The organism is Pseudoduganella lurida (assembly GCF_007830455.1).
Lineage (GTDB): Bacteria > Pseudomonadota > Gammaproteobacteria > Burkholderiales > Burkholderiaceae_D > Rugamonas > Rugamonas lurida.
The window spans coordinates 240,469-263,598 of record NZ_VLLB01000008.1 but is presented as its reverse complement, the minus strand read 5'-3'; the positions used below and the strand labels follow the sequence as shown (position 1 = coordinate 263,598).

At 68.3% G+C, this 23,130-nt stretch carries 14 protein-coding genes; 3 read left to right on the top strand and 11 right to left on the bottom strand.

Annotated elements, in window-relative coordinates; all coding sequences use genetic code 11:
• From IP91_RS20930 to IP91_RS20885, 10 genes are all read right to left on the bottom strand, one after another.
• Positions 1-302, bottom strand: a 302-nt coding sequence (locus IP91_RS20930; protein WP_443094140.1) for a flagellin N-terminal helical domain-containing protein, incomplete at its 3' end; no start/stop codon positions are given.
• A gap of 330 nt (positions 303-632) precedes the next feature.
• On the bottom strand, positions 633-4,442 hold the full coding sequence (locus IP91_RS20925) for a beta-galactosidase (RefSeq protein ID WP_145651560.1): 3,810 nt from the start codon (positions 4,440-4,442) through the stop codon (positions 633-635).
• 118 nt (positions 4,443-4,560) lie between these two features.
• Positions 4,561-7,437, bottom strand: coding sequence for a PAS domain-containing protein (locus tag IP91_RS20920; protein WP_145651558.1), 2,877 nt, complete (start codon positions 7,435-7,437; stop codon positions 4,561-4,563).
• A 174-nt stretch (positions 7,438-7,611) separates the two neighbouring features.
• Entirely contained in the window at positions 7,612-8,250 is a 639-nt protein-coding gene (locus IP91_RS20915; protein ID WP_145651556.1) for a glutathione S-transferase family protein, read from the bottom strand.
• Positions 8,251-8,254: 4 nt separating this feature from the next.
• Positions 8,255-9,109 (bottom strand): aromatic ring-hydroxylating oxygenase subunit alpha, encoded by an 855-nt coding sequence (locus IP91_RS20910; protein WP_145651554.1) that lies wholly within the window; start codon positions 9,107-9,109, stop codon positions 8,255-8,257.
• Positions 9,106-9,801 carry a Rieske 2Fe-2S domain-containing protein gene (locus IP91_RS20905; RefSeq protein ID WP_145651552.1) on the bottom strand — a complete coding sequence of 232 codons (696 nt, stop codon included), beginning with the start codon at positions 9,799-9,801 and terminating at the stop codon, positions 9,106-9,108. The genes IP91_RS20910 and IP91_RS20905 overlap by 4 nt, the downstream gene beginning before the upstream one ends.
• A 152-nt stretch (positions 9,802-9,953) precedes the next feature.
• Entirely contained in the window at positions 9,954-11,276 is a 1,323-nt protein-coding gene (locus IP91_RS20900; RefSeq protein ID WP_145651550.1) for an ATP-binding protein, read from the bottom strand.
• A gap of 310 nt (positions 11,277-11,586) precedes the next feature.
• Positions 11,587-12,138 (bottom strand): sensor histidine kinase, encoded by a 552-nt coding sequence (locus IP91_RS20895; protein ID WP_145651548.1) that lies wholly within the window; start codon positions 12,136-12,138, stop codon positions 11,587-11,589.
• 15 nt (positions 12,139-12,153) lie between these two features.
• On the bottom strand, positions 12,154-12,945 hold the full coding sequence (locus IP91_RS20890) for a histidine kinase dimerization/phospho-acceptor domain-containing protein (RefSeq protein ID WP_145651546.1): 792 nt from the start codon (positions 12,943-12,945) through the stop codon (positions 12,154-12,156).
• Positions 12,946-13,128: 183 nt separating this feature from the next.
• The gene (locus IP91_RS20885) at positions 13,129-16,245 is read right to left on the bottom strand and encodes a glycoside hydrolase family 2 TIM barrel-domain containing protein (protein WP_145651544.1); all 3,117 of its coding nucleotides are present in this window, start codon (positions 16,243-16,245) and stop codon (positions 13,129-13,131) included.
• Positions 16,246-16,443: 198 nt separating this feature from the next.
• On the opposite strand from IP91_RS20885, the gene IP91_RS20880 reads away from it, so the two are divergent.
• Positions 16,444-17,400, top strand: a complete 957-nt coding sequence (locus tag IP91_RS20880; RefSeq protein ID WP_145651542.1) for a bifunctional helix-turn-helix transcriptional regulator/GNAT family N-acetyltransferase — start codon at positions 16,444-16,446, stop codon at positions 17,398-17,400.
• A 140-nt stretch (positions 17,401-17,540) separates the two neighbouring features.
• Here IP91_RS20880 and IP91_RS20875 read toward each other — a convergent pair whose 3' ends face one another.
• The gene (locus tag IP91_RS20875; protein WP_158643183.1) at positions 17,541-19,883 is read right to left on the bottom strand and encodes a pectinesterase family protein; all 2,343 of its coding nucleotides are present in this window, start codon (positions 19,881-19,883) and stop codon (positions 17,541-17,543) included.
• Between the two features lie 242 nt (positions 19,884-20,125).
• Between IP91_RS20875 and IP91_RS20870 the strand changes: the two genes are divergently transcribed.
• Both IP91_RS20870 and IP91_RS20865 read left to right on the top strand, forming a co-directional pair.
• Positions 20,126-21,754, top strand: a complete 1,629-nt coding sequence (locus IP91_RS20870; RefSeq protein WP_199754683.1) for a glycoside hydrolase family 43 protein — start codon at positions 20,126-20,128, stop codon at positions 21,752-21,754.
• Positions 21,751-23,130 (top strand): glycoside hydrolase family 88/105 protein, encoded by a 1,380-nt coding sequence (locus IP91_RS20865; protein WP_145651538.1) that lies wholly within the window; start codon positions 21,751-21,753, stop codon positions 23,128-23,130. The genes IP91_RS20870 and IP91_RS20865 overlap by 4 nt, the downstream gene beginning before the upstream one ends.

Below are 23,130 nucleotides of genomic sequence, written 5' to 3'. Positions count from 1 at the left end.
TTCGAGGACTGCACGGCCAGTTCGCGGATACGCTGCAGGATGTCGCCGGAGGACGCCAGGGCGCCTTCGGCCGTCTGCGCCAGGGAAACACCATCGTTCGCGTTGCGGGTCGCCTGCGTCATGCCGCGGATCTGCGAGTTCATGCGGTCGGAAATCGCCAGGCCGGCGGCGTCGTCCTTCGCGCTGTTGATGCGCAGGCCGGACGACAGACGTTGCAGGGAGGTGGACAGTGCGCTCGCCGAGCCGGACAGGTTGCGTTGCGAGTTCAGGGAAGCGATGTTGGTGTTGATGACGGAGGCCATGGTATTACTCCAAAACGGTGCTGCTGTTTGGCGGTCTGCTCTGTCACTTTGGCCCGTCACGCTGTTCCGTGACGCTCAAGCCGCTGTTGTAACGGGTAACGGTGTCCACACGGAAAGCTTGAGGCGGTTTTTAGACGGAACTTTTTACTTGAAACCCTCAAGGATGGCCCCATGCCGGCGCTCTGGCGGCAGGTTTTTGACTTTCTTGAGCGAGAAACAAGGGGTGTTTTGCCCTCAATTCCAGGCTTTAAAAGCGTAAATAATTTACGGCCGAGCTCGTGTCACCATCGGGGTCAGGCACCAAACGAGACACGAGCTGGGCAGTAGCGATCACCGCGGCGCGGTTACCATCTCCAGCGGGACGCCGCCGCGGGCGGTGCGGATATTGACGAGGCGTACCGGTTCCAGCGCATTCTCGCGCTTGCCATCGGTGGTGACGGCCAGCGCGACCGTGTTCGGGCCGTTCGGGTTGAGGATGCCCGGCGGGATGACGAACGTGCGCTGCGGCCCGATGTGGGCGATGAATTGCCCCATGTTCCAGCCGTTCACGAAGATCAGCACGCGGTTCTCGCGCTCCGAGCGGGGCTTGCCGGTGTCGCCGAACGCGAGGCCCAGCTGCACGTCATGTCCTTTCGGCAGGTCCAGGTCGAAGTCCGTCTTCAGCCAGTAGGTGCCGGCCGCCGGCGGTGCGTCGGTGCTCTTCGCGCCCGTCCAGCCGGCCTTTGGCGACGACGGCAGGTGCCACCCTTCCCGCTCGCCATACAGGCCGCCATTGTTGAGCGGGCCGCGTGCCACGTCGGCGATGTTCTCGCCGCCCCGGTTGCCCTGGATGCGCCATGCGATCGGCACGGCGAAGCGCTGGCCGCCTTTCGACGTGAGCGAGGCCGAGATCAGCCCGCGCGCCTCGCGGTGATAATCGTCTGCCATCAGGTCCCAGTTGTGCGAATTGTTGCGCACCATGACGGCAATCACGTGCTTGCCCGGCTTGAGCTTGCCCAGCGCAAGCTTCACGCTGTCAGTCGTCTCCGGGAACGAACGGCCGGTGTCGAGTTCATGCTGGCCGACGAAGCGGCCGTCGATCCACACCTGCACCATGCCCGCGCCGCCGGCGCCGTAGAACAGCTCCAGCTGGTCGGTCTTGCCGTCGGCCAGGTCGACATGGCCGCGGTACCACACGTCGCCGTGGTGGAAGCCGTAGTCGCTCATCGCCAGCGTGGGCTGGCCCCGCTCCGGCATCGTCCAGGTCTGCGCTGCCGAGCCGCGTGTATCGGCCTTCACCCACCCCGAGTCATCGAAGCCCGGTTGCGCCTCGGGACTGTCGGCGCGGCGCAGCCACGCACGCGCGGTGAGGTCCGGCAGCTTCACGGCATCCGGCCCCGCCACGGCACCCGTGCGGAAGCTGCCATCGGGCTGCGCCGTCAGCGCCAGCGCGGCGCCATTGAACGTGGCGGACGTGAACGCCGGCCCCCACAGCTCGAAGGTGCTGGCCGCGCTGGTGTCGCCCGTCAGCGCCAGCGTGCCGCCGGCCAGCGTGGCCGAACGCACCAGCGCCGGCGTCAGTTGCAGTACCTGCCCGGCGGGCGTCTTCTGCGTCCAGAAATGCAGGCTGGTCGTTTCGTCAGCGACCAGCAGCAGCAGGGGCGTGCGCCCGCCGCCGCTGATGTGCACGCGGGCCAGGCCGTCGTGCGTGTACGTCAGTTTCAGGTCGCCGGTGGCCTGGTCGAAACTGGACGCGACCTTGCCGCCCAGGACCTCCACCTGCGGCGCGCTCGCGTAGCGCAGCACCGTCTCGCCTTCCTCGCCATCGCGGCCATGCAGCAGCGCGATGTCCCGCTCGCCATTCCGGAAATGCGTCTGCAGTTCGGAGGTCGAATACACCAGGTGGTGGCGCTCCAGCGGATACGAAGCAAGCAGCATCTTGGCATCCTGGCCATTCAGGCGCAGCGGCACGGCGTACTTGCCGTCCTTCGTCTCCAGGTCGAACGTGAAGCGGTCATCGGTGATGACATTCGACGGGCTGTGCACCGCCAGCAGGATGTGCGCGCCCAGCTTCGGATTGACGTTGTGGTACACCTTCGCCTGCGGGATGGAGGTGCGGATCGCCGGGCCCTTGTCCATCTGCGCCAGCGCCGCTTCGGCGGCCTGCACGAACATGCCCTGCTGCTTCAGCGCCAGCGCCTTGGGACGCAGGCCGCGGTCTTCCGAGATCGGCGCGCCGTAGTCGTACGAGGTGTACACCACGGGCCCGGCCAGCCAGCCCCACGAGGTGCCGCCGAACGTCATGTAGATATTGTGGATGGTGATCCGGTTGATCAGGTTGGTGCCGTAGAAGACCCGCTGGTAGCCCTTGCCCTGGCGCTCCGCCGTGCAGTTATAGGTGCCGTTGGAACCCCAGTAGTCGAACCAGCCGGCGCCCAGCTCGGCCGCGAAACCGGGCGTGCCGGGCGAGGACAGTGCGCCCGCCTTCGGTCCCGGCGTGCCGTAGATCCCCCAGTCGGGCGCCTTGTTCGGGCCGGCCGGATCGGCAAACACATTGCAGCTGCCGCCCGGGTAGCCGTCGAACGCATACAGGTCGGTGGGGCCGGGGTTGGCCCAGGCCGCCGTCGACTTCGGCGGCGTCCAGTCGGGCAGGCGGCCGGCCGCGTTGTGGAAGAACGGCACGGAGATGCCATCGCCGCGCGCCTTCTTCGCCAGGTGCTCCATCTGCCGCACGTGCTTCGGCTCGACCTTGCCCAGTTCGTTTTCCAGCTGGTAGGCGATCACGTTGCCGCCGCCATCGGTGGCCTGGTGGCGGCCGATGATGGCGTTAATCTGCGTCATCCACTCGTCCGCCGCGGCCAGGTAGGCCGGATCGTCGGTGCGGGCCTCGGCCTTGTTGCGCAGCATCCAGCCGGGGTAGCCGCCGCCGGTCAGCTCCGCGTTCACGTAGGGGCCGGTGCGGGCGATGATGTACATGCCCTCTTCTTCCGCGATCTCGATGGCGCGTTCCACGTTGCGCACGCCGGCGAAGTCGTACACGCCCGGCGCCGGCGAGTGGTAGCCCCAGTCGAAGTAGAAGGCGATGCCGTTGAAGCCGACCGCCTTCATCTTCTGGATCACGTCGCGCCACAGCGAAGGGCTCGGCAGCCGGAACGGATGCACTTCGCCGGACCACACGACGATGCGCTTGCCGTCCACCAGCATCGAATGTTCGTCCCACGTGATCTTCTTCGGCCGGCCCTTCGGCTTGACCGCGGCAGCAAATGCCTTGCGCTCTTCCAGCACCACGGTGGCATTGCCGACGACCCCGGACACCCCGCCAACCTGCGCCTTCGCCGTCCACGTGCGCAGGCCATCGCTGCTGTCCGCGTAATACAGCTGCCGGTCGGTGCCGGAGAAGTAGGCGCGCCAGCCGCCATCGGGCAGCTTCACGAGGGACGGCGTGCCGGCCGTGGCACCCCATTGCGCCAGGCCGGCTTGCGGCGCGACCTGCCACGGGCCGGCGGGCGACGACGCTGTCGCCAGTTCCAGCTGGCCGGCGGCGTTGCGCACCAGCGCGGCGTAGCCACGGTCCATGGGGACGATGACCGCGCTGCCGGCCAGGCCCTGCACCACCTGCGGCGCGGACCACTGCCGGAACGCCGCATCCGGCGTGAGGATGCGCACCTGGGCCGCAGCACCTGTGCCATGCGTGACCACCAGCTGCGGCAAGCCGCCCTTCGCGGCCAGCCAGCGCGGTGCGCTCGGCTGCGTGCCATCGAGCCGCGTGTCGGAGACCGTCTGCCAGTGTTTCAGGTCGGCCGAACGGGCCACCTTCAGGCTGCCGCCCTGCACGGATGCCAGGTAGTACTGGCCATCATGGCCGATGATGGACGCATCGGCCGTCGCGCCGCCCCCGGTGGCCAGCGCTTCGGATGCGAGCGTGGTGAACTGCGCGCCGTCATACGACGAGAACACGCTGGCCTTGCCCTCGGCCGCCAGCGGCGCGGCCACCATCAGGAACACGGGCGACGTGGCCGTGACGCGCGTACGCGCCTGCTGCTGCTGGCTGTCGGAAGCCTGCGGAATGCCCAGCTCCTGCGCGGAAGCGGTCAGGGCCAGGAGGGCAAGCGTGAGGGGAAGAAGACGGGGCAGGCGCGGCGCGGCAGATACGTTCGGCATTGGTCTCGAATGATGGTCTAGGGGACAATCACGGATCATAAGGCCAATTGCCACCCGCGCCGCCCCGTCGAATCGTCAATTGCATGAGCGTTTCATGCGCGGCGGTGAGCAGTCATGCTCATGCCTCCTCCTGACCGCGGCTGTCCAGCGACTGCATCAGCCGGCGCAGGTCGTCCAGGCTGTACGGCTTTTCCAGCACCAGCGTGCTCGCATCGGCCAGCGCGCCGCCGTAGCCGGTGGCCAGCGCCGTCTGCAGATGCGGCACCTGGGCGCGCGCCAGCTTGATCAGGTCCCCGCCTCCCATGCCGGGCAATTGCTGGTCCGTGATCAGCAGGTCGATCGAGGCGGCCAGCAACGGCAGGGCCGCTTCGGCGCTGGCCACCGCCACCACGTCATGGCCGATGAATTCGATCATGTCGCGGGTGTTGTTGCGGATGTCTTCCTCGTCCTCCACCAGCAGCACCTTCAGCTTGGCGTGGACGGGTGCGGGGCGCACCACATTGGCAGGCGACGCCGCCTCCACCGGCGCCGGCTCGCTGCGCTGGCGCGCATTGGCCAGCACGTGGCGCACCTTGCGGGCCAGGCTCTCCTTCGTGTACGGCTTGCCGATGAGCTCCACGCCCGCATCGAGGCGGCCGCCATGCACGATGGCGTTTTCCGTGTAGCCGGACGTGAACAGCACGGCGATCGACGGCAGCCGTTCCTTCGCCTTGCGCGCCAGCTCGGGGCTGCGCAGCGGGCCGGGCATCACCACGTCCGTGAACAGCAGGTCGATCGGCACGCCGCTGTCGATCACCGTCAGCGCGGCGGACGCATCGCTGGCCTTGAGCACGCGGTAGCCCAGCTCCGTGAGCATGTCGACCACGGTGGCGCGCACCGCATCGTCGTCTTCCGCCACCAGCACGGTCTCCGTGCCGCCGACGACCGGCGTGGTGTCCAGCAGCGTGTAGGGATCCTCCGCCTCGCGCGTGCGCGGCAGGTACAGCTTGACGGTGGTGCCGTGACCCGGCTCGCTGTAGATCTTGATATGGCCGCCGGACTGCTTGACGAGGCCATACACCATCGACAGGCCCAGGCCCGTGCCCTTCCCTTCCGGCTTCGTGCTGAAGAACGGTTCGAAGGCCTGGGCCAGCACGTCCGGCGGCATGCCGCTGCCGGTATCGCTGACGGCGATCATCACGTACTGGCCCGGCGCCACGTCGGGATGGGCCGCGCAGTAGACGCTGTCGAGCAGCGTGTTGTTCACCTCGATCGTCAGCCGCCCCTGGCCATCCATCGCGTCGCGCGCATTGATGGCGAGATTGAGCAGGGCGTTCTCCATCTGCGCCACGTCGATCGACGCGCTCCACAGCCCGCCGGACATCACCGTCTCGATCTCGATTTCCTCGCCCAGCGAACGGCGCAGCATGTCCTCCATGCCCGTGATCAGGCGGCTCACCTTGACCACCTTCGGCTCCAGCGGCTGGCGGCGCGCGAAGGCCAGCAGGTAGCCGGCCAGCTTGGCGCCCCGTTCGACGCCGGCCAGCGCATTGTCCAGCCGCTTCGTCACGTCCGGCCGGTCCGTCACCAGGGCCGCCATCAGCTGCAGGTTGCCGGAGATGACCTGCAGCAGGTTGTTGAAGTCGTGCGCCACGCCGCCCGTCAGCTTGCCGATGGTTTCCATCTTCTGCGCCTGCTGCAGCGCCACCTCGGTACGGCGCATCGCTTCGGCCTGGGCGATATCGGCCGTGATGTCCCGGCCGATCGCGTGGATGAATGCGGCATCCGGGGAAGCGGTCCACGACAGCGTGGTGTAGCTGCCGTCCTTGCGGCGGTAGCGGTTCTCGAAGCGGAACACGTTGGCACCGGCGCTCAGTGCCGAGACCTGGCGGACCGTGTCGTCCCGGTCGTCCGGGTGCACCAGGTCGAGGAAGGACCGGCCCAGCACATCGTCCGGCTGCCAGCCGAGGATGGCGGTGAAAGCGGGGCTGACGGCGGTGAGCTGCGCGTTGAAATCGGCCACCAGCAGGATGTCCTTCGACAGGCGCCACATGCGGTCGCGTTCGGCCGTGCGGTGCGCGACCTGCGATTCGAGCGTGGCGTTCATCTGCGCCAGCGCCGCGGCGTTCTCGCGCAGCGCCGTTTCGGCGGCGATGCGCTCCGTCACGTCCGAGCCCTGCACGAAGATGCCGAACACATTGCCGGCGCCGTCCTTCAGCGGCTGGAACACGAAGTCGAGGAAGCGGTGGCTGCCCGGCGCGACGGCGGTGGCGTGCAGCGCGAACGGTACGGCGTCGCCAAAGACCGCCGTGCCGGTGCCATAGGCCCTGTCGAGCCGTTCCAGCAGGCCCTGGTCCACCAGTTCCGGGAACACGTCGCGCGTGGTGCGGCCGAGCAGTTCGCGGTGGCCGGCCAGTTCCTGGTAGGCGTCGTTGGCGAGCTCGTATTGGTGTTCCGGCCCGGTCACCATCGCCATGAAGCCGGGGGCCTGCTCGAACATGCTGGCCAGGCGGCCCCGTTCCTCGCCGATGCGGCGCTCGGCCTTCACCTTGGCGGTGGTTTCCACCACCACGGCGATCACGCCGCCGATCGTGCCGTCGTCATACGTGACGGGCGAATAGTCCAGGTTCATCCACACCTGCTCCGGCTGGCCGGTGCGGTGCAGCGTCAGCTCCTGGTCGACGTAGGTGAGCGTGCCGCCGGCCATCACCACGTTCATCACGTTGTCGTTGAAGTCCGCCACTTCCGGCCAGCCCTTGCGCACCTCGGACCCCAGCAGCGTGGGGTGGCGGCCGCCGGCAAACACGGAGTAGGCGTCGTTGTAGATCATGTAGCCGAGCGGCCCCCACAGCGTGACGATGGGCACGGGCGACTGCAGCACCATCGACACGATGGCCTTCATGCCGGGGTGCCAGGCATCCAGCGGGCCCAGTGCCGTGCCGGCCCAGGGAAATGCCCGGATCAGCTCGGCGGTGTGGCTGCCGGACGGCAGGAAGGTCGGGGAGATGGGCATCATGGTGCGTCGTTCGTTGGGTCGGCATGCCGCCGGAGCGGCGGCGGCAACAGGCGCGGGCCGCCATGTTACCTGCTGGAATTATAACGAAGATATCGTCCGACCCGCTCACGGTTGAGCGACCGGTGCGCTATGTGCAACCGCGCAGGGGCCGCTCTGGGACAGATCAGGGACCGCTCAGGGACCGATCTGCGGCGCCATGATGCCCGCCATGCCGATGAATCCCGGCTGCCGGCGGAAGCGGCCGACCCACTGCCGCAGGGCCGGAAACGCGTCCAGCGCGATGCCGCCTTCCGGCGCCAGCGCCACGTAGGGAAAGCAGGCGATGTCGGCGATCGTCGGTACCGGCGTGCCTGCCAGCCAGCGCGCGCCGCCGCTGGCGCCTTCGGCAAGATGATCGTCGAGCCGGCGCAACACGGCCCGCGCGGCGCGGCGGCATGCGGCGATATCGAGCGGATAGCCGAACGCATCGTGCAGGCGCGCGGCACCCGCGCTGCCGGTGAGGTCGTCGGCGACGGCCAGCCATGGCGCGATGCGCGCGCGGATCGCCGGATCGTCCGGATACCACTGACCCGCCGGGTCGTAACGGCTCGCCAGATGGACGAGGATGGCCTGCGCATCCGGGATCGACACGCCATCGTCCTCCAGCACCGGCAGCTGGCCGCGCGGATGGTGGTGCTCGATGAACCAGGCCGCCTTGTGCTCGCGGCCCGGATGGAAGTTCATCGCGCGGCGTTCGTACGGGAGGGCCAGCGCGTGCAGCAGGAAGCGCACCTTGTAGCAGTTGCCGGAGAGTTCGTAGTCAAAGAGACGCATGCGTTCAGTCGGTGAGTGCGCCGTAGCGCATGCCGCGCGCCAGCAGCCATTTGCGGTAGGCGATCGACAGCGCGTCGCAGCGCACCGGCGTTTCGCGGCCGGGCCGCAGCGGCAGCCGTTTCGGCACCTGGTTTTCCAGGATCGGCTTGTCCTGCGCGAAGATGGTGTGCTGGAACGCGACCAGGTCCGTGTCGGACGAGGTGTCGTCGTCATACGCCATCAGCGTGTAGGCGATGATGTGTTCCTCGTCGACGGGCTGGACGAACAGCGCGATGGCATCCATCCGGCCGGGGCGCGTGAACGCGGTCTTGTGCAGCATCGCCGTGAACGGCTGCATCACGCGGTAACGGTAATGGATCTCCAGCGCGCCGGTGGCGGTGCTGGATGCCTTCGGCTGCAGGAAGCGGCATCCGGTGGCCAGGATCTCGTCGCTGGCCACGTCGATGGTCACGGTGTAGGGCTTGACCTCGGTATGCGGCACCTCGCCCAGGTAGGACGCGTGCACGAACGGGAAGTGGCCCATATCGAGGAAGTTCTCGACCATGCGCAGGCCGGAGACGGCCACGCCGATGCCGTCGCAGTCGATGATGCGGCGCCCGTCCGGTGCGTCGAATTCGGGGAACGCGAACAGCGCGCCCGGCGTACCGGCCGGCCACAGCCACAGGTAGTCGTAGCGGATGCAGGCGGCGGCAGGCCGGCCGTCCAGCGTGGCGACCGGTGCGCCATCCGCGCCGCGCCAGACGCGCGCCTCGCCACCCAGCAGGCGCGCGATGTAGGGACGTTCGGCGCAGGTGCCGTCCAGCCGGCTGGCCGGGCCCACCGTCAGCCAGTCGTGCAGCACGTTCGGATCGGTCGTCATGGCGGCGTCTCCCGTGCCGCATGCTGCGCTTCGAGGTCGTCGCGCAGGGTCCGCAGCGCGGCATGCAACCGGGCCACCTGCGCCGTCTCGGGCGTGCCTGCCACGCCGGCATGCAGGAGCACCAGCGTTGCGGCAGCATGCGTGAGGTAGAGGGTGACGGGCGCGCCGGCCAGCGCACCGCCGAACACGTCGGGCGCGAGCGCCGTCCAGCCAGCCTGCAGCAGGGCCGCGGCAGCAAATGCCGGCGGCACGTCGACGCCCAGCGTGCGCACGATCGTGTCGATGCCGTTCGATGGCGGCGGTGCCGCGGGAACGCCGGCGCTGGCCCACACCATGCCATCCTGCTGCGCCGTCCGGTAGGTGGTCGCACAGATGCCGCGCGGGACGCGCATGTCGGGGTGGGCCGGAATGGCCACGCAGCGGCCGTCGCCGGCCTGGAATTCCCAGCCGTGGTACGCGCAGGCCAGCCGGTCGCCAACCAGCCGCCCCAGCGTGAAGCGCAGCCCCCGATGCGGGCAGCGGTTGGCCCAGGCCTGCGGTGCGCCATCGGCGGCGCGCCACAGCGCCAGTTCCTCGCCCGCCATGAAGCCGAGGGAGAGGTCGATGCCGGCAGCCAGGTCGGCCGCGGGGAGGACGGGGTGCCAGCGCGGCAGCGCAGCCTGCGGCGCGTCGGGTGGGGGAGTTTCGTTCATCGCGTATCTTCAGTCCGGACTGCGCCAGACTAACGCACGCGGCGGGGAATCACAAGGCGCCGCGGGCGGCCCCGGCCTGCCTCATTCCTGCCCCCCTCATCCCTGCCCCCTCATTCCTGCCCGATCATCCCTGCCCGATCATCCCTGTCCGATCATCCCTGCCCGGCCAGCGGCAGGCGCACCGAGAACACGCTGCCCGTGCCGGGACCGGCGCTGTGCGCGGCCACGGTGCCGCCGTGCGCCACCACGAGGCTGCCCACCAGCGCCAGGCCCAGTCCCAGTCCGCCCTCGCGGCCGTCCGCGGAAACGTGGGCCTGCGCATAGAAGGCGAACAGCGAGGCGATGACGGCCGGTTCCATGCCGATGCCTTCGTCGACGATCTCGACCAGCACCTCGCTGCCGATTGCCGTCAGCGCGATGCCGATCTGCGTCCCGCGCCCCGAATAGCGGCTGGCATTGGCCAGCAGGTTGGCGAACACCTGGACCAGGCGCGTGGCGTCGCCCGACACCGTTGCCGGCGCCGTGCACAGCCACTGCACGCGCTGCCCCTTCCGGCGTATCAGTTCGCCCACCTGCTCGATGGCATCGGCGATCGTCGCGGGCAGGTCGACGGCATCGCTGGCCAGCACGATCGCACCGCGCGTGAAGCGCGACACATCGAGCAGGTCTTCCGTCAAACGGCTCATGTGCCGCACCTGGCGCCGTATCATCAGGCCGATGCTGCGCAGCTGCTCGACCTGCACGGATTGCGCGTTGACGAGGAGTTCGGCCGCCGCGCCCGCCGCCGCCAGGGGGCTGCGCAATTCATGCGCGAGGATGGCCAGGAACTCGCCCTTGTGCGCATCCGCCTGCAGGGCCGCGTCGGCACGTTCGCCCATTGCGCGGCTGGCGCGCGCCAACTGGTCGACATTGTCCCGCAGGGTCGGCGGCCGGGCGGCCGGGCCGGCGAACTCCGATGTCAGCGCGGCATTGCGCTGCAGTGCGCGCGCCAGCTCCTCGTCCACCGGCACGCCTTCGAAGGCGGCGGCATGGCGCGCAAACGATTCGGGCGTGATATCGGCGCCGGGCGGACAGCCGCGCGAGAACACGAAACCGGGACGGGCGGCGGACAGGTCGGCATGGAAGGCATCGCTCCAGCCGCGGGCCGCGTTCGCGGCGGCGGACGCATCCTGCGCGCCCCAGCGCGCACGGCGTGGCGCCGGGCGCTGGCCGGCCGCCGGGGCCGGCACGTCCGGCGCCCCTTCCGGACTGTCCTGGCGGATGGCGACTTCCAGCGCCATGCGCAACGCCATTTCACGCAGGGTGAAACGTACCGTGCCCGCGCCGTATCCGACCAGGTCACGCGCGAGGTCGGAAACGATGGTGCCCAGGCGCACCTGATCGAGCGAATGAAAGCCACAGAGACCGGCAACCTGCATGGCGCGCTGGCGGGCCGTCAGGACGTCGAACTCGGTCGACAGGGAGAGGTTGACCATCCGGTAGCCTGCCCAGCACGAGTGTCCTGGACATGAGTGGTTGTATTGCTAGCCAGTATAAATTAACCAGCGACCGAAATCTGTCGTTCCTTCGCAACTGATACCGGAGATGGAGCGGCGATTGCGCGGGGGGATGGAAAGGGCCGCTCCCCGAACGAGTAGGGACAGACCAGCAGCGGACCAGCGGCGGAGCGGTGGCACCGCAACGCCGTTGTCCACGACGTTGGACTCACTTGCATGAAGCGCGGCACGCCGGATGGTGCCGCGCGACCGCGGGAACACTGGCTGCAGCGGCGCCGGCCCGTGCGCGCTAGGCCTGCAACGGCGGCGTGCCCTGCCCGGCCAGCGGCAGCCGCACCGAGAACACGCTGCCCGTGCCGGGACCGGCGCTGTGCGCTCCGACGGTGCCGCCGTGCGCGGTCACGAGGCTCTTCACCAGCGCCAGCCCCAGCCCGAGGCCGGCCTGCCGGCCATCCGTCGACTGGCTGGCCTGCGCGTAGAAGTCGAACAGCGAGGCGATGCGGTCCGGCTCCATGCCGATGCCGTCGTCCACCACGTCCACCAGCACGTCGGTCCCGGCCACGGTGATGGCGATGCCGATCTCCTTGCCGTTGCCGGAATAGCGGCTGGCATTGCCCAGCAGGTTGGCGAATACCTGCACCAGGCGGGTCCGGTCGCCCGTCACCGTGGCCGCATCGGCATGCAGCCAGCGCACCGACTGGTTTTTCTTCTGCACCAGCTGGTCCACCAGTTCGGCCGCTTCGCCGACGACGGACGGCAGGTCCACGGCATCGCTTGCCAGCGCAATGGCGCCGCGCGTGAAGCGCGACACGTCCAGCAGGTCTTCCGTCAGGCGGCTCATGTGGTGCACCTGGCGCTAGATCATCTGGCCGATGCGGCGCAGCTGCTCGCGTTCGATGGCCGGTGCATTGGTCAGCACTTCCGCCGCGGCACCGGCCGCCGCCAGCGGGCTGCGCAGCTCGTGGGCCAGGATCGCCAGGAACTCGCCCTTGCGGGCATCGGCCAGCAGCGCCGCGTCGGCGCGCAGGCCCAGCGCGTCGTAGCGCTCCGCCATCAGGCGGCTGGCATCTTCCAGTGCCTCGTACCGCTCGCCCATCGCCCGGCTGGCGCCTTCCAGCACGTCGAAGCGGCCCTGCAGCGCGGTGCGGCTGGCCGTCAAGCCGGTGACCTCGCCTTCCAGCGCATCGTTGCGCAGCAGTGCGCGGGCCAGGGCCACGTCCGCCGGCAGGCTGGCCAGCGCGCCGGCCTGCCGCTCGAACGATTCCAGCGTCAGCTCCGCCCCCGGCGGACAGCGGCGCGAGAACACGATGCCGGCGCCGCCGGCCGACAGGTCGAGGTGGAACTGATCGCTCCAGCTTTGCGCCTGGCGCGCCGCGCCGGCCGAATGCCGGGCGCTCCACTGCTGCGGCTGGGGTCCGTCGCTGTCCTGGCGGATCGCGATCTCGAGGGAGGCTGCCGGCATGACACCGCGCAGCGCGAACCGTACCGTGCCGGAGCCGGACTGGATCAGGTCGCGCGCGAGGTCGGACACGATGGTGCCCAGGCGGATCTGGTTGAGGGAAGTGAAGCCGCAGATGCCGGCAATCTGCACGGCGCGCTGGCGGGCAGCGAAGACGTCGAACTCCGTCGACAGGGGAATGTTATACATCTGAAAAGCTTCGTAGCCCGGCAGCACTGTCCTGGACACCGGTTGGGGTTGAGTAGCTTGTCAGTATAAATTATTCGCCACCAGAAATCAGCTTCCGGCAGGTCGCCGAAGTGAACTGGCTCGCTTAGCGCCACGATCGCCGCTGATGGAGGATCGTGGCATCCAGCGCTTACAACACCGGCATCAAGGCGCGGCCGGCTTGATCGTGAAGCCGTACGACAGCGGCTGCAGCGGCACGCGGTATTTCACCAGCGGCCGGCCATCGAGGCTCCAGCCGGTGTCGCCGCCCACGCCGGACTGCACGGCGTCGATCAGCACGCTGCCATTGCCATGCGGCGTGATGTCCGAGCTATGCCACGTCTCGCGCTTGCGGAAGTACAGGTCCTCGTACGGGAAGGCCAGCACGTTGACGGACAGCGGCTGCAGGCCCGTCACCCTGATGCCGGCACCGCCCTTGTCGGTCAGCGCGAACCAGCGCACGCCGGTCTTGTTGCCGGTTTCCTGCGGGCGGATGTACTCGTGGTACTGCTCGGCGACCGTGCCCTTGTACAGGCCGATGGCGGCGCCGGTCTGGCGGTCGGCATACGATTCCTGCGGGCCGCGGCCATACCATTCCAGCTGGCCCAGCTGCGATGGCGCATCGAAGCGCAGGCCCACGCGCAGCGGATCGGGCAGGTCGTCCTTCTGCGGCGTGAAGCTGCCCCGCACGGACAGCGTGCCGTCGCCCAGCAGGCGGTAGCTCGTGTCGAAGCGCGCATAGCCGGCGCCCAGCACGAAGCGCACGGTAACGGTGTCGCCGGCCACGTCGATGCCGGCCACGCGGCGCGTTTCCGTCATCATCTTCCAGTCCGCATGGGTGACGCCGACCTTGATCTGCTCGTCGTTGTCCGTCAGGCCACGCCAGAAGTTCGGCGAGCCGCCCGTCAGCATGCGCTTGCCGTTCAGCGAGTACTCGCTCACCAGGCCCGTCTTGCGGTCGATGGCCAGGCGCGTGCCGCCGGCACGCAGCGTGACGGCCCCATCGCCCTGGTCGACGGCGACCTTGCCGTTGGCGACCGGTTCCATCGCCACGCCGGGCACCATGACGAACTGCGAGAAGCCCAGCACCTGCCCGGCCGGCACGCCGGCAATCGCATCGGCCTTGATGCGCCCGCGCACCGTCAGCAGCACTTCCGTGCCCGGCTTGCGCTCCACGCGCGGCAGCACGATCGGCACCTGGGCGCGCGCGCCGGCCGCCACGTTCACATCGGCCAGCTTGCCGGTGGCGACCTCGCGGCCGTCTTCCGTCAGCGACCAGTCGAAGTCGAACGAGGACAGGTCCCTGAAGTCATAGCGGTTCACGGCGGTGATCCTGCCGGTGGCCGGATCGCCCTCGAACACGAACGGCGAATACACCTTGCGCAGCTCGTAGTATTCCGGGTCCGGCGTGCGGTCGGCGCGCACCAGGCCATCGCCCACCACGGAACCGTCGCCGCGCTGCGGGTTCACGTCGTAGCCGGAAGCCCAGTAGGTGCGGCCTTTGGCGTCCTTCGCATACACGCTCTGGTCCACCCAGTCCCAGATGAAGCCGCCCTGCAGCTTCTTGTACGAGCGCATCGTCTGCCAGTAGTCTTCCAGGTTGCCCAGGCTGTTGCCCATCGCGTGCGCGTATTCGCACTGGATCATCGGCTGCTTGAAGGCCGGGTCCATCGCATAGTCGACCTGGCGGTCGATGTCGTCGTACATGGGCGCGTAGATGTCCACGTAGCTGTTCGGCTTGTGCTCGCCGCTCATCGTGCCGTGGCCCAGGTAGCTGATCAAACGCGACGAGTCGTTCTTGCGGATCCACTTGGCGGCATTCTCGAAGTTCGGGCCCGTGCCCGCCTCGTTCCCCAGCGACCAGATGACGACGGACGGATGGTTCTTGTCCCGCTCGACCATGCGCTCCACGCGGTCCAGGTGCGCGGCGCGCCAGTGCGCCTTGTAGCCCAGCTGGATCTTCTCGCGGTCCTTGCCCCCGGCCTGGTCGCCGGCCTGCATGTAGCCGTGCGTTTCGATATTGGCTTCGTCCCACACGTACAGGCCGTATTCGTCGGCCAGGTCGTACCAGCGCGGATCGTTCGGGTAGTGCGAGGCGCGCACGGCGTTCACGTTGGCCTGTTTCATCAGCTCGATATCCTTGCGCATCAGCGCCTCGGACATCACGCGGTAGGTGACGGGATCGTGCTCGTGGCGGTTGACGCCCTTGAACATCACGCGGCGGCCGTTGACCTGCACTTCGCCATCGCGGATCTCCACGGTGCGGAAGCCGACCTTGCGCGACGTGGCGGAAATCAGCTGGCCCTTGTCGTCCTTCACCTCGATCTGCAGCCGGTACAGGTTCGGCGTCTCGGCCGACCACTGGCGCACCGACGGCAGCTTGCCGTTCAGTTTCGCGGCCTGCTTCGCATTGCCGGAGGCGCTCGTCGTCAGCACCTGCCTGTCGCCATCGAACAGCGTGGCGGTGACGGTGGCCTTGCCGGTCAGCTGCGCTTCCAGCGCGAACACGCCGTCCCGGTAAGCCTTGTCCAGGCCGGCGGTGACCGTGTAGTCGCGCAGGCGCGTGTTCCCTTCGGCGTAGACGTAGACGCTGCGCTCGATGCCGGACAGGCGCCAGAAGTCCTGGTCTTCCAGGTAGGAGCCATCGGCATAGCGGTACACCTCGATGGCGATGGTGTTCCTGCCCGGCTTGACGTACTTGCTCAGTTCGAATTCGGACGGCAGCTTGGAGTCTTCCGAATAGCCCACCTTCTCGCCATTGACCCAGATGTAGTAGGCGGCACCGGCGGCACCGATGTGCAGGTAGATGCGCTGGCCCTGCCAGTCGACCGGCACGTCGAAATCGCGGCGGTACGAGCCCACCTCGTTGACGTCATGCGGGATGTACGGCTCGTTCAGCGGGAACGGGTAGACGATGTTGTAGAACTCCGGCACGCCGAAGCCCTGCGCCTGCATCATGCCGGGCACCTGGATCGTCTTCCAGGCCGACACGTCGAAACCGGGCTTGTAGAAGTCCGCCGGCCGGTTGGCCACGCCCTTCGTCCACGCGAACTGCCAGGCGCCGTCCAGCGAGCGGTAGCGCTTCGAGCGGCTCATGTCGCCCGCTTTCGCCAGCTCCACGCTCTCGAAGTTGAAGAACGTGGCCTTCATCGGCTCCCGGTTCACGGCGAATACTTCCGGCTGCTCCCACTCGGCGGGCGCGGCCGCTACCGGTGCTTGTGCGGCATGGGCGAGGCTGGACAGCGCCAGCGAGATCGCCAGGGCCAGGGTCGTACAACGCATAGGGTCTCCTTGATGTTTTATCTGTCTTATCGGTATCGGCGGATGACATGCATCCGATGGTAGTTTAAACAACTTATCCCGACAGTGGGAATCAGTTTGCACTTTTCGATAGCGTTAAGTGCATCGGCCTTCGAGAGTATTTGACGGCCGCCGTCCATTTGCATACACTGTTATATATCGTGTTATGGAGATAGCGGAATGACGGATCTTTTGCAGGACATCGGCATACTGTTTCTGGGCAGCCGCCTGAAACGGCTGGGCGAGCGCATGCAGGCCGGCGCCACCAAGGTGTCGGCCAATGCGGGCCTGCCGCTGCAGCCCCCGCACCAGCCGATCCTGGCGGCGCTCGACGGGCAGGCGCGCACCATCGGCGAACTGGCGCAGCTCATCGGCGTGAGCCAGCCGGGCATCACGCGCAGCATCGGCCAGCTGACCGAGATGGGCATGGTGGCTTCCCACTCGGGCGAGGACCAGCGGCAGCGCACCGTGTCGCTCACGCCGGCCGGTGAAGCGGCGCTGGCCCGCGCCCGCGTCTATGTCTGGCCGCAGGTGGAGGAAGCCGCCAAGGCACTGCTCGGCGACCGTGCGGACGCCTTCATGCGGCAGCTGGCCGAGCTGGAAGGCACGCTGGAAGCCACGCCGCTGGACGTGCTGGCGGCACGCGCCAACCCACAGCTGCTGACGATCCGCGAATTCAGCGACGACCTGGCGCACCACTTCCACGACATCAATGTGGCGTGGCTCAGCGAGATGTTCAGCATGGAGCCGACCGACCGCGTGGTGCTGGAAAATCCCCGCGCCAGCATCGTCGACCAGGGCGGCGTGGTGCTGTTCGTCGAAGCGCGGGGACTCGGCATCGTGGGCACCTGCGCGCTGCAGAAGACGAGCGAGGGCGGCTTCGAGCTAACCAAGATGGGCGTGCGCGCATCGGCACGGGGCCTGAAGGCCGGCGAGTTCCTGCTGGCCGCCATCATCGACCGGGCCATGGCATTGCAGGCCGATCCCCTCTACCTGCTCAGCAACACCAAGTGTGCGCCCGCCATCCACCTGTATGAAAAGCTCGGCTTCCGGCACGACGCCGGCATCATGGCCCGCTACGGCGCCCGCTACGAGCGGTGCAATGTCGCGATGCTATACCACCCGCCGGCAGCTTGACTGTCGAGCCCGTGTCCACCTGGGGGTCAACCCCAAAATCGGACACGGACTCAACAATGCGCGGGTTCGCGCCGTTGTTATTGCTGAGCCCGTGTCCGAAAACGGGGTTGACCCCAAGGTGGACACGAGCTCGGCAATGGCTACGGCCGCGGGTTCCAGCCGCCCGGGAAGCCGGCGAAGAAGGCTGCGCGGGTGGTGTAGGCGGCTTTGGCTTCGTCGGGCGTCAGGACGCGGCCGTTGGCGCGGCGGGACAGGTCGAGCGGCCTGCCGTCCAGGTCCATCGAGCCCGCTTCGCGCCAGCCGGCGGTGGCCGAGGCGGCGAGCGGATTCGGTGCCGGCTGTTTCGCCACACCGTTGCCGGCCCAGCCGCCCGGCGCGATGTGCGGGCCCATGCGGCAGTCGATGAAGGCGATGTGGTCCCAGGCCGTTGCGTAGCCGGCGCTGCGGGCCAGCCAGGTGGCGCCGGCCGGCACGTCGTTGCCCGTCGGGCCCGGACCGTGCGTCAGGCGGCTGTTCAGGAACAGGAAGCCCCGGTCATTCGCGCCCACCGTGCGCGCCTGCAGCACGTAGCCGCCGCCTTGTGAATTTGCGCTATCGCCCACCGTGCGGATCTCGCTCTCCTCGAACAGCGCGGCGTGGTTGTTCCCCCAGATGAAATCGACATTGCCGGCAACGAGCGTGCGGTAGAACCACGCATAGCCGCGCACCTGGATGGTGTCCTGCTCGCTGAAGAAGCTGGCGTTCTTTGCCACCAGCCGGCCCTCGCTGTTGAAGAAGACCGTCTCTGCCTGGCCACCGTTGGGTGCGGAACGCAGCACGCTGTTGCGGATCGTCAGCGTATCGAGCGTGACGAGGTCCGCGTCCTCGATCAGGAACAGCGCGCGGCCGCCCGTGATGCCGGGCGAGCGCGCTTCCTGGGCGGTGCCGGAGCCAGGGTTGAGGCCATCGCCATTCTGCGCGTCGATCACGACGCCATCGCGGCTCTGGCCACGCAGCGTGACGTTGTCCTTCCCGCGCAGGTACAGCTGTTCCTGGTAGCGGCCATTGCGGATCTCCACCGTCACCGGCGCCGTGCGCGCAGTGTGCTGCATGACGTGATTGAGCGCGCCCTGCACGGTGCGGAAATCGGCCTTGCCGTCGTCGTCCACGACGAAGCGCGCGCCGCGCGGGAGGGTCGCCTTCGTGCGGAAGGCCCAGCCCTGCCCTTTCGCGATGCCGGCAAACGGCTGGCCGCCCAGCGTGCCGCTGAAGACGCCGTCATCCACGGTCACGATGTATTCCTCGCCCGGCCGCAGCTTCGCACTGTGCAGGTGGACGATGGCCTCGCGGGCCTCGATCGCGATCGGCTGCAGGCGCAGCGCGCGACGGAACGGCTGGCCTTCGTAGCCCAACTGGTCCGACTCGCCGCCCGCCCGCACCGTGTCCACCAGCGCACCATCGCGCTTGCGGTACACGCGGATCGCACCGCCGGACATGCCGAGCGTCGGCGCCGCATCGAAGTGCAGCCGCAGCGGCGTATCGGCCGGCACATCGCGTTCGCCGATCGCGGGCGTGACCGCACCTGCGAGCTTGTATGACGCCGGCGCCGGTGCACTGGCCGCAGCCACCTGCACATCGATCACGGACAGCACGTTCGGATCGTCGACGCTGGTCAGCATGACGGTGGTGGTGCCGGCGGCGACCGGCGCCAGGCTGACGGCGCCATCGGCGACTTGCACGCGCAGTAGCGCAGGATCGGCGGCAACGGCCGTGAAGCGGAAGGGCTGCGCGCCGGTGGCCGCAGCCGCGGCATCCTGGATCGCGCCCTGCGTGATGAAGCTGCGCGTGGCCAGCCGTACGGGTGCTGCCGCGGCATCGGGCAACCGATACGAACCGAGCGCGCTGACCGGCAGGCTTACGGCCGCATCGCCCACCGACAGCTGCACGCGCTGCGGCGCACGGGCCAGCGCCAGGCGGGCCGGCTTGTCCGCCGCATCCCCCGCGACGGGCGTGCCAACCTCGAATGCGGCGCCCTGCGCGAACACGCCATACCGGCCCGGCAGCGGCAAGGCGCCATCGACGGCGATCGTCACGCGTTCGCCGTTCAGGTAGGCGGCCAGGTTCGCGCCGGCCATCTCCAGCCGCACGGTGTTGAACCGGCCATCGCTGGCGCCGGCGCGGCCGAACTGCTTCAGGCGCGTCAGCTGGCCATCCTGCATGCGCACCACCTCCACCTGCACGCGGCCCGTCGTGCCCTGGAAGGCCACGCCGGCGCCGTACCAGTTCTTCTCGTCCTGGTAGCGGCCCACCACGTACAGCTTGCCGTCGCGGCCCGGCGCCAGCGGCCGGAAGCGCGCCTCGACATAGCTGTCGGCCGGGGCGGCGGTGCCGGTCACGCGCACCGGCGCATCGGCTTCGATACGGGTCACCGCATCCGAGGCCTGCGCGGCAAACGATATCAGGGCGGGGCACACCAGTGCCAGCATGGCGGTGGAACGCAGCATCTTGTCTCCTTGTTTTAGTTTTGGCCTGACCAGTTTAACCGACCTTTCGCGGCCCGGCCAAGCACCGCTTCGATCTCGCAAACAGATCGGCCTCATTCGGGGTTTCACGTTTTTTCGCACCGCCGATGCGCAAAATTATGTTTGCGTCGCCCTGCATTTTGGGCGATGCTTGCGGGAGCTGGTCAGGCCGCATTGCGCCGGCCTGACCGATCCGCGAACGTACAAGAACAAGCAGGAGACCCATGCAGCGCTTCCCTTCCATGCCGGCCACGCTGGCCGCCCTCCCGTTGATGCTGGCCACGCTGGCCTTCCCGGCCCATGCGGCCGAAGCCTGGGGCGCGGACCTGGGCAACGGCAAGTACCAGAACCCCGTGCTGAACGCCGACTATTCGGATCCGGACGTGATCCGCGTGGGCGACACCTACTACATGACGTCGTCGAGCTTCAACAGCGCGCCCGGCCTGCCGCTGCTGCAGTCGCAGGACCTGGTGAACTGGACGATCGTGGGCCACGCGCTGCCGAAGCAGGTGCCGGTGGCGCACTTCGAGACGCCCCGCTTCGGCGCCGGCGTGTGGGCGCCCTGCCTGCGCCACCATGACGGCAAGTTCTGGATCTTCTATCCCGATCCGGACCACGGCATCTACGTGACGACGGCAAAGGACTTCGCCGGGCCGTGGAGCGAACCCGTGCTGGTCCTGCCGGGCAAGGGCCTGATCGACCCGACGCCGCTGTGGGACGACGATGGCAAGGCCTGGCTGCTGCATGCGTCGGCCAAGAGCCGCGCGGGCGTGAACAACATCCTCACCCTGCACCCGATGGCGCCGGACGGCAGCCGCGTGCTGGACGCGCAGGGCAAGGTGGTCATCGACGGCAACCGGCTGGCCGGCTACCGCACGCTGGAAGGGCCGAAGTTCTACAAGCACGAAGGCTATTACTATGTCTTCGCGCCGGCCGGCGGCGTGGAGGAAGGCTGGCAGTCCGTGTTCCGTTCGAAGACGATCGACGGCCCGTACGAGGACCGCATCGTGATGGAACAGGGCGGCACGCAGGTCAACGGTCCGCACCAGGGCGGCTGGGTGCGCGCCCAGGACGGCAAGGACTGGTTCCTGCATTTCCAGGACCGCAAGGCCTATGGCCGCGTGGTGCACCTGCAGCCGATGACGTGGCAGGATGGCTGGCCCGTCATCGGCACGCCGGGCCCCAAAGCCGGCATCGGCAATCCGGTCGCCACCTACCAGAAGCCGGTAGCCGGCCAGAAGGTCGCCGTGCCGGCCACCAGCGACGACTTCACGGGCAAGTCGCTGGGCCTGCAATGGCAGTGGAACGCCAATCCGCAGCAGGGCTACTACTCGCTGACCGCCCGCCCCGGCTTCCTGCGCCTGCCCGTGCTGGCCTTCCCCGACTCGAAGGACTACGTGCGCGCTTCGCCGAACATCGTGGCGCAGAAGCTGCCGGCGACCACCTTCACGGCCGAGACGCGCATCGAACTGAAAGGCGCCGCCGACGGCGACCGCGCGGGCCTGATCCTGAACGGCCAGAGCTACGCCTCGCTGGGCCTGCGCCGGCAGGGAGCGGATCTGCAGCTGGTGTACACCACCTGCACGCCGTTCAGGCCACGCTGCACGGAAGCGGAAACGGTCGTGCTGCCGAAAGCGCCAGCTTCGCTGACCTTGCGCCTGGTGATGGCGGACGATGCGCAGGCGCGTTTGCAGTACAGCGCCGACGGCAAAAAATTCACCGATGCCGGCCCGGTGTTCTCCGCCACCAAGGGCCACTGGGTCGGCGCGCAGATGGGCCTGTACAGCAGCAGCGCCTCGGCCAGGGCTTCCGGCGCCACGCTCGATGTCGACTACTTCCGCGTGACCAAATGAACCGCAGGACCGTCTGCCTGATGTTGGCCGCGGCCATCGCGTCCCCCGCCTACGCGGTGGGGCCGTACCGCAATCCGGACAACAGGAATCCGAACGATCCGCTGGAGCCCACCTATCCGGTGCCGTACAAATTCCCGGTGGTGGCCGAGATCACGGCGCAGATGGACCTGGTGCGCGGCTTCATCGACCGCGCCACGCCCAGCCGCATCGTCGACCGCAAGACCGGCCGGCCCGTCACGGACTTCGCCACGCCCACGGCCGATGCGGTCGTGGCACCGTCGCCGAACGACTTCGGCATCATGAACTACGAGATGGGCGTGATGCATGCGGGCCTGCTGCTGGGCCGCCGCCTGACGGGCGACCCGAAATGGACGGCGATGACGGAGCGCCACCTGGCCTTCTTCAAGGAGCGCCTGCCCTACTTCCGCGCCCAGGAGGAACGCTTCAAGCTGGGCCGCGCGAACAGCTTCGCGCGCTTCATCGCCCCGCATGCGCTGGACGATGCCGGCTCGATGACGGCGGCGATGGTGCGCGCCCGGCTGGCGAAGATCGGGCCGGACATGTCGGCGCAGATCGCGATCAGCAGCGACTGGGTGGCGAACAAACAGGTGCGCCTGCCGGATGGCACGCTGGCGCGCAACCGCCCGCAGGCCTGGTCCGTGTGGGCGGACGATATGTACATGAGCATCCCCGCGCTGGCCGAGATGGGCCGCATGACGGGCGAACGCCGGTACTTCGACGACGCCGTGAAGAACGTGCTGAACATGTCCGGCTACCTGTTCGACAAGGGGCTGGGCATCTACATGCACGGCTGGAACCAGAACAATCCGGAGGCGCCGGAGTTCTACTGGGGCCGCGCCAACGGCTGGTGCGTGCTGGCGATGTCCGACCTGCTGGACGTGCTGCCGCAGGACCATCCGGGCTACCAGCAGGTGCTGGCCCAGCACCGCAAGGCGCTGCGCGGCATCGCCAAACTGCAGTCCGGCGCGGGCCTGTGGCACCAGATGCTGGACCGGCAGGACTCGTTCCTGGAAACCTCCGGCAGCGCGATGTTCGTCTACGCGATCGCGCATGCCATCAACCAGGGCTGGATCAGTCCCACCACGTACGGCGCGATCGCGCAGGCGGGTTGGGCGGGCGTCTCGTCACGCATCGGCGCCGATGGCGCGCTGTCGGACGGTGTCGTGGCCACCACCTTCGCCGGCGACAACGTCTACTACTACAACCGCCCGGTCAGCATCAATGCGATGGCCGGCTACGGACCGACCCTGCTGGCCGGCTTCGAGATGATCCGGCTCATTACCAACCCGGACATCGCGATCACCGACAAGGTGCGCACCTACCAGTACGGCCCGAAGAAGGCCACGAAGGAATGA